At 49.5% G+C, this 8,586-nt stretch carries 4 protein-coding genes and 1 pseudogene; all 5 read right to left on the reverse strand.

Annotated features, from left to right (window positions below; all coding sequences use genetic code 11):
• A partial coding sequence (gene istA / locus NQ018_RS11100; protein ID WP_257060995.1) for an IS21 family transposase occupies positions 1–794 on the reverse strand: 794 nt, incomplete at its 3' end.
• Between the two features lie 1,040 nt (positions 795–1,834).
• Positions 1,835–3,721, reverse strand: a complete 1,887-nt coding sequence (locus NQ018_RS11105; protein ID WP_257060996.1) for an AAA family ATPase — start codon at positions 3,719–3,721, stop codon at positions 1,835–1,837.
• 14 nt (positions 3,722–3,735) lie between these two features.
• Positions 3,736–4,794: a DNA cytosine methyltransferase gene (locus tag NQ018_RS11110; protein ID WP_257060998.1), complete on the reverse strand. Its 1,059-nt coding sequence runs from the start codon at positions 4,792–4,794 to the stop codon at positions 3,736–3,738.
• A gap of 394 nt (positions 4,795–5,188) precedes the next feature.
• Positions 5,189–5,739, reverse strand: a pseudogene (locus NQ018_RS11115) (UDP-N-acetylglucosamine 2-epimerase); the annotation flags it as partial.
• A 373-nt stretch (positions 5,740–6,112) separates the two neighbouring features.
• Positions 6,113–8,383 carry a class I SAM-dependent DNA methyltransferase gene (locus NQ018_RS11120; RefSeq protein ID WP_257060999.1) on the reverse strand — a complete coding sequence of 757 codons (2,271 nt, stop codon included), beginning with the start codon at positions 8,381–8,383 and terminating at the stop codon, positions 6,113–6,115.
• Positions 8,384–8,586 lie beyond the last annotated feature (203 nt).

Consider the following 8,586-nt stretch of genomic DNA (forward strand, 5'->3'; position numbering starts at 1 on the left):
GTCATCCGTACTGTCAGCTGCTGGCCAATCAGGCCAAACGGTACCGAGTAATACTGGTAGTCGCACATGATGTGCCAGTGCCGGTCGACCTTGACTTTCTTCCATGTCAGCTGCATGAATGAATCAGCTGGTAGTGGTCGAAGCGTGGGTGCCTCATCGGTTTCAAACCGTTCGGTGCGCGTGGTCCCATCCGGCCGGCGCATCACCATGTTGATATCGGCTAACCGTTCAGCGATGGCCTCGTTGAGGCCATCAAGGTGATAGAACGTCTCGCCAGCGAAGTAAGAGAAGATCCGCTTATAGACAACCTGCACTGCACGCTCGACACCAGCTTTATCCTTGGGTTTGCGGGGTCTAGCAGGCACGATCATCAGGTCATAGAAATCGCCGAGCTGTTGATAGCGCGGGTGAATGACCCTCTTGGATGATCTCTTCGTCGGCCGATACGTCGCCGTGGACGCGTTATCTGGCACGACCATCTGAGGCACCCCACCGAAATACTCCAGGGCATCGACATGGGCTTGCAGCCATGGTTCCATCTTCTGATCGCGAAACGCCTTGACAAACAGCAACGATGAATACGGCAAGATCGCGACAAAGACGCTGGCGTTGAATCCAATTTCGCCAGTGGCTTGATCCACGATAGGGATTTTGTCGCCGGCCCAATCGACATACATCTCAGCCCCGGGATCATGCTCAATGACCCCAGAAAGCCCTGATGCCTTGACGTATGCGGCCAAACCTCGGCAGAACTGGGAGTACTCATACTTCTTCAAATCCGGTGCAACCCGCATACCGATCCAAGGTAATCGCAACATCAGCATGACCTAACTGATGCGCCACCCTCTTCGGATTCGTCCCTGTCTGAGTCAAAAGCCCGGCCGAGGGAAACCCACTCCTGGAGTCCAGACCCGATCTGGGTTATCGCATTGTATGCAGTCTTTCCTTCCGAATTAAGCATTTGGGCGACGTAGCTGTGTATGCATCCAATTGACGCAGCTGAAAGTAACTTTGCGAGGGGATCTATCCAGAATTGAACATGAGAATGTTGAATTGAGCACTCCAATCTTTAGTGGGCTTGGTGGTATCGGTGGCGTATTTCCTTGGTTGATGCCATGTTTGGTGTCCTTGGTGTTGGACCTGGGGCACGATATATTCGTGTGCGACCCGTTTGGGTCCCTTTCCTAACGGCGCATGCTTCCGCCGTCGGTGGGCGAAGCTTTCATTTGCGTCAGCAGGTTTGGTTCACTGCCCCTGATGGGAAGGAGGCGAAGTGATTATGGCGCGCCATAAAAGCGGAACGCCCGGAAGGCAATTACTGGGATTGTGTCCCGGATCTTATCATCGCTAGTGGCCAGACTACTCGCGGAGGGCCCCGAGCTCCTGGGCTGGCCTTCTAGCTAGCTTCACGAAAGCTCCCACTGGGTTGAGCTGCTGGTAGGGTATTCGCCATTTGAGGTAACATTTTGGCGTTTGGAGGCGTGAATGTCGTCTTCCAATGTAGTTATAGGGTTATCCAGGTCAAGTTACTTTTGCTTGGTGGCGCACCCGATTCGCCACAGCGTGCGGCACAAGCTCAAACCCAGACCCATCAGGCAAATACCCTGTAAAAAGCGTCAGGGGCCAACAGCCCAATAGCCGTATCATGCCAACCCTGCGGCGTAAGCGCCATATCCATGATCTTATCAACCAGACAAGCATTAGCCGCCAGTCACTAGGATTTCACTAGGATTTCGTCCGGAGCACTTTCCTGACTCACCAAAGAAACTTGTCTACGTGTCAATAAAATAGCACGGTCCAACCAATTGAAACGGTTTCGGCTCTATCCCGCTGATTAGCGCATCAATGAAAGTAAGTCTTGCACTATGTCAGCGACACTATTACCATCGGACTTTCTTATTTTTCCCAATCTTGACTTTTGGAAGTTAAAGATTTCGTCACTAGTAACTTTCTCTTCGCAACTCATACCTAGATCTTCTCTTGTTGCCTCGATCCAATAATCTTTCTTGTTACCGCTTTCACAATTTGGAGTATTTTCGTCATCAAATTTACCATTTTCCAATAGTTCATACAGAAGGGCCTCTGGAGACATACCCGGTAGGAATCTAACGTTTTTGATGATCCAGTCGTATGCATTGCTACGAACCTCTTCATTTTGAGCTTCCCTAATCGCCACACTCTCAGCATTTTGTGACTTCTTCCTATTTCCATTACGGATAAGATTATCGTCTGGAAAACCTAATTTCTCTAATTCGCTTTTTAAAGATTCAGCCATGGGTTTTGATCTCAAGAATCCTGTTCGAGAATCGCGCTCTGATTCAAATCGATCCTTAATTCGTTTATCTCCATCCAGAATGACCGTCGCATCGAATCCGGATGCTATAAAACTAGGTATGATCGTCGTCTTAATAGTCTCAGCACCTCCAGGCAGTACCTTGATATTATCAACAGGCGCTGCCCCGTTAGAATTTTGACGTTTCGCCCACATCAATATTTCTTTTGCGAGTCGGTCTTCAACATAAATATAGTTTGGGTCTAGGTTCCCTAGACGATCAAAAGCTTCAGAAAGAGTAGCGGCCTGTGCAATTACACTAACCTCTCCGCTGTCACCGATACAATCAATCAACTTTCGAGCTTCTGGCGGTAGATTCTCCGCAATTGTTGTGGAGTGAGTTGCCATGACGACTTGGAGCTTCTTCTCCTTAGTTTGCTGAATAATGTAGGATAGAAGTTCGGCCTGCGCTCCCGGATGCAACGATGTTTCGGGCTCGTCGAGTATCACCAGAGTTTCTTCCCGAGCTGCCGAAAGATGCCAAACCAACATGATTACTGCAAACTCTCCGCTCCCTGCGAACGCTTCTGAATAAGTCTTTCCGTCCGCAGTCAATTGTGCAGTCCACCCAATTGGGCCGAAAAAACTATGCTTTACCAGTTTTATACTTGAGTATTGCCTGCCGAGAATCTTGGAGATAGCCTCGAGCGATTTTCCCGTAATTTCTTCCACGGGGTTTAGCACGCGTTCTTTACCATACTTGGACGATACAGCGTTATCACCAGCTAAAGCTCTAGCAAGTGATTTGCTGTAACGTCTAATTCTTTTCTTCTTCGCAGCCATATCCGCAAAATCCGGATGCCACGTGAAATTCATTTGAATGTCGTATGCAGGGATTTGAGACCGAAAATCTAGGTATAAAACAGGTTTTTTGAGGGGAAGCCAACGTGTTTTGTTCTTGAACGGCCTATCTTTCGGATCAACGTCTTCGTCTGCCGGAACCCGCTCCATACCGTCAGTTATCCGGGGTTTACTGGTTTCCCAATAGTCGTCACCCCGTTTTTTATTGTTTATGCGAACCTTGATGACTTGTGCTTTCGCACCACTAGGAAGACCGTACGAATAAATGTATCGCGAAGGGTTGGATTGACGGCTGGCACTACTATCGGCATCTAGTTCAACCTTGTCCAATTCCGTATCGAACCAGTAGTCAGAGAGACTGGTTCCTTCTGGGCAGGCTTGGATCGCTCGAAGGATTGATGTCTTGTTTGTTCCGTTAGGTCCTAGAATTGCGGTGATCGGGAATGAAAATTCAATTTTGAAACTTGAAGACAATGATTTATATTTCGGAAATCTAATTTCGCCGATCATATTTTTGAATATTCTTTTTTCTTGCATCTCCCTTAATATATTGAGGTTTTTCTTAATTTCCTCTCGAGCAGTTTGCATTAATTTTTCCTATTCTACCGATACATCCTGAGAAGGTTGTCCCCCACCGCGGCCATTAGCCCAAGGGGAACCGCATTTCCTATTTGTCTGGCGATTGAAGTTTTCGAGCCAACCCAAAAATAACTGTCCGGGAATTGCATGAGCCTTGCAGCTTCCCAGTGTGTAATCGCGCGATTTGCCTCCGGGTGCAAATAACGTCCTTTTTCTGGCTTAAAAAATTCTGTCCGGATAGTAACTGATGGATTTTCCCAACGTAGGCGCCCCATTACATCGGATGCCCCTTTAGTAAATCCTCGCCAGCAGGGAGCTTGAAGAGATTCCGGCAAAGAGTGCCGGGAGCCACCGTAAGGGATGCTAAGAAACCTCTTCATTGAAAGTTCAGTGTAATTTCGCGAGAGATGCAGCTCGTTAGTTTGAAATTTGCCAGGACGCGAATTCCCATTAACTGAAACGAAGCGATCGGGTAGATCAATTCCAATAGTCTCGTGAGGAATTCCCACCCAAGCCTGCCGCACTGAAACTTCCGCAGACTCTAGCTTTCTCGGATAGGTAAGCTTAGGCTTACCCTTTTTCGTACCTAAAACTAATATTCTTTTCCGCCTCTGAGGAACTCCATAATCTGAAGCATCCAATACCCTAGGAGGTTCAATCTCGTAGTTCTTAAGATGTCCGCTTTCAAGGCTTTGTTGGAAAACCTTAAATTGTTCTGATTTTAGGAACTGGGGTACATTCTCTAAGATGAAGTAATCTGGAGAGATAATCTCGACTGCACGTGCATACGATTCCCAAAGGCTATTCAAATCGCTAGATTTTCCTTTTCCAAGTGAGGAAAAACCCTGACAAGGTGGGCCACCTACTACCACGTCACTCTTTTCCGGGGTATATGCCTTCAACCAATCTTGTATCGGCACATTTCGGACGATGGCATCAGGAAAGTTGGCCGCAAAGGTAGCCGACGCATCTGAATTAAGCTCTACTGCTTCGGCGATTTGAAATCTAGATGATGCTCGCAGCAAACCAGCTGACATACCTCCAGCTCCGGAGAACAAATCTGTGATGCGGATAGTTTCCAAAATTTTGTAGCTTTCTATTCAATTAATCGGCATTCTAGGTGAATAGAATTAATCCGTTCCGCGATTCTTATTAAGCTTCCTAGAATTACCTTAATTTGGGTTGATATAGTTAACTTTGTAATTTCTCTATTTTTCAACTTAGATGCAGCACGTGTCAAAAGGTCGCTATACCTCACGAAACTCACGCCAGTTTGGTAGGCACGACCCAGTCCAAACGGGCTGGAAAGAAAGGAAGCCTAACACCGCTGCCAGCACTACGTTACTACGAGGAGTTCTTTACGAGAATAATATCATCTTTGACTGCGACAGGCTTCCAAAAAATTCAGTATTCACGTTGCCGCATTACACGCTTTGGCAAGACATATCGACATCGGAAAACTAGGGTGGCCTACAGCTAGTGAATACAGAACCCAGCGATTCCTTCCATTTCTCCTACCCCTGCGGCGCAAAATCTTCCCACTCCTACTCCAAATTGCTCAGCAATGGCGGAAACTGCTCGCGCAGTATCGTGACCGTCACCGTAAGGGTTCACGGCATTAGCCATGGCTTCAGGAGCAGCGGTGTCCTCAAGAAGCAAACGCGCTTGTGCCACAATCATCAGCCGATCTGTTCCTTCCAATTTGACCTTACCCGCAAAGACCGCTTCCGGATGCTCAGTATTTTGCCGCATCACCAAGACCGGCTTCCCCAACGCCGGTGCTACTTCTTGCACTCCGCGCGAGTCAGTCGGAATGATCGTTGCTCGATCTTGCGACTTGGTGAACTAGTCATACGGCTGCGGATCAGTGTTGACCACATTTGCCAGATTCTCACCTCCAGCAGAACTGCTCGCCGGACCAAGGGATTCAGATGCGATGAAAGCACAAAGTAGATATCTGGGTAAGCATCTGCCAAATCATTCACTGCCCCACCGATTTCCCGCATAGCAGCAAGATTTTCACGACGGGGCCGACCGCGTCGTAGCTGATTCACTACTCAACAGACTCATCGGAGGTGCCGAAATTATCATCATCATCGACGGCCCTAACATGAGACTGGCACCAACCGTCACCATGTAACAACCACAAGCCCGTGGGTGACAACCGCTTCACGATGCTCACCTAAACGCTTCACAATCGTCACCACACCGCTTCATTTTCCCCGTCCGCAACACGTTATATCATCGGTGAGTCTTGTCCGGTGCGCCGGATAGGGATTCGAAAATTCGCGTGCTTTTTCGATGGGTCTGGGATACGCTTTTCGCAGGTGAGATGGATCGACAAGACCCTTGCTCCAATAGATGTGGAGCAAGGTTCTAGGGCGTCGTAGATGTCCGAGGTTACTTCTTCTTTGCTCGCTTCTTTGACCTCTCGTGAGCCAAGGCATCGTCGTACAGGGCGTAAAGCTTTGTAATGATCTCAGGCTCACTACAACCAGGTTCAAGGCTGTAGGCACGCTCCACCGCCTCATCTAATGCCCTATGGGCATCAAAGAGTGCGGGGTATGCCCATTCATTACCCGGCTTGTAGACCTCATCGAGAGTTCGCTGTCCATTATTGAAGGCCACCTCCCGTGCATGAAGAACCGCTTGCGCCAATTGCGCGATCTCAGCTTTCTGGGCAGGTGTGACCTTGGGCCAGATGAAAGTGTTGTAGACCATTCGGTTCGAGTACCGGAAGTCATTCTTGAGCTTTCCACCAATTACGTCGAGCCATGTGTTGTGTACACGGCTGGTCATGATCCCATAGGAATACGCATCTGCATTGGGCAAGAAGAACACAGCATCGCTCGGTAAGGTGTCATCTTCAAAGAAGCCCATCGGGAAATAGCGCCGAGCACCCGAAGTAACACGAGGAACCACCATGAATGGCTCTCCTGCCGGGTCACCAATGTAGAACAACTTCCAGGGTGTCTTGCGCATCGCAAAGGTCTGTTCCTGATCCGACTCCGACCTTTGCTCTCGAGTCATCTCAAGCCGCTCAACAATTGGTGGGATATGCGCAATGTCAGGCAGATCGGATTCTTTGAGCCACAGCACGTAGCGATGCGTTGCATTAGTCAGCTCTGTTGAACCGACATACTTCCTGAAGTACCGCTTGGCCTGCGGGTACTTTAGTACGACTTCTCGATAGTCTTCTACAGTGAATGTGAGTGGCTTTCCAGCAGGCTTAGTGCCGTTTAATAGTGCTGGCACGCTATCGAGAGGAGTACCCCTGCTTACCACCGACATGTCCTCGTGGTCGATCAGATATTGATTGATGTGACTTGCCTCGACAAGTTCAGCGTTCTTACCTGTGTAGTCCCACAGCAGCTTTCGATCACGTTCGACGTACGAGAAGCTAATGATCACCACCACAACGCTGGCACCTTTACGCCCTTCGGTAGTCCACATAAACGAGCGGTGTGCGAAGTTGATGTGAATGCCCATGGAGAACAGGGGTGTCCAGATGGGGTCAACCTGTGTCCCCTGGCAGATGGAATTGGTAGCAACTAGTGCTGCCTCAATCGTGGTGCCCTTCATGTACTTTGCTGCAGCTAGGAACCAGCACGCTACGAAGTCAACGCGGCCAGCCTCATTGCCAAACCACAGCGCACGGTCTGCTTTGAGCTCCTTGGTCATCTTGCCGGTAAACGGAGGATTGCCGATGATGTAGCTGCACTCCGTGGGATCGAGCACGTCCTCCCACGGCAGGTGCAGAGCATTGGCCTTGACGATGTGAGCCCTGTCCCTCAGAGGTAGGTCCTCGATATTGCGAACCACGATCATCTCTGTTTCTTGGTTCGCTTGTAGCTCCGCGATCCACAAAGCAGTCTCCGCTACAGCACACGCGAAGTCATTGATCTCAATGCCGTGGAACTGGTTGAGCGAGACCTTGATAGGTGAAACATTGAACTCTTCAAAGTCCCAAGACTTCTGCCCTCTGGCCAACTGAGTCAACACCACATTTTCGAGTCTGCGTAGACACATAAAGGTCTCGGTAAGGAAGTTGCCCGAGCCGCAGGCTGGGTCAAAGAAGTTGAGGCTTGCGATCTTGCCTTGAAAGGTCTTGAGTGCCTTGGTGCGAGCATTGATCTCTTTACGTGTTCCTTTCGGCATCGTGACGATGGACTCCAACTCCACCTCGAGCGCGTCAAGAAACAGAGGATCGATCACACGGTGAATGTTTTCAGGGCTGGTGTAGTGCATTCCGCCCTTGCGCCGAGTCTCGGGGTTCAGCGTGGACTCAAAGACACCGCCGAAGATTGTCGGACTGATTCTCGACCAGTCTGTTCCTCCTGAGACCTCATCTACGAGTAGATCCACTATTTCTTGAGTGAAACTCGGAATCTCCACATCATCAGCGAACAGACCACCATTGACGTACGGGAACTTCATGAGCTCAGCATCATACTTGTCCTGCTTCTCGGTAGGAGTATTGAGGTGCTGGAAGAGGATCTGTAGAGCACGTCGGACAGAGTTGGGATCCTTGCCTGCGAGGTAGTCGTGAAAGGAGTTCTTCGGGAAGATCTCAGCGTCTTCGGCATACAAGCAGAACACCAAACGAACAGCCAAGACGTTAAGCGAGTGCTTGACCGCCTCACTTTCAGGGTTGGAGAACTGCTTGAGCAATAGTGAGTAGAGCTTGCCGATGAGTTCACCTGCCTCCCATGAGACCTCTCGCTCAAACTGCCGACGCTTGGCTGTCGTGAGGTTACCCTCGTTTAGTGGACACCCTATTTGTACGGATCTTGTGTCCGTAGGAGAGGATGTTCATTGTGAGTCAACAGCGCAAGAAGTACACGCCGGAGTACCGGCGTGAGGCCGCGAACCTG

The organism is Corynebacterium kozikiae (assembly GCF_024580965.1).
Lineage (GTDB): Bacteria > Actinomycetota > Actinomycetes > Mycobacteriales > Mycobacteriaceae > Corynebacterium > Corynebacterium kozikiae.

Coding starts and splice junctions, on each gene's coding strand:
- NQ018_RS11105 (WP_257060996.1), bottom strand. CDS start 3,721: ATGCAAACTGCTCGAGAGGAAATTAAGAAAAACCTCAATATATTAAGG.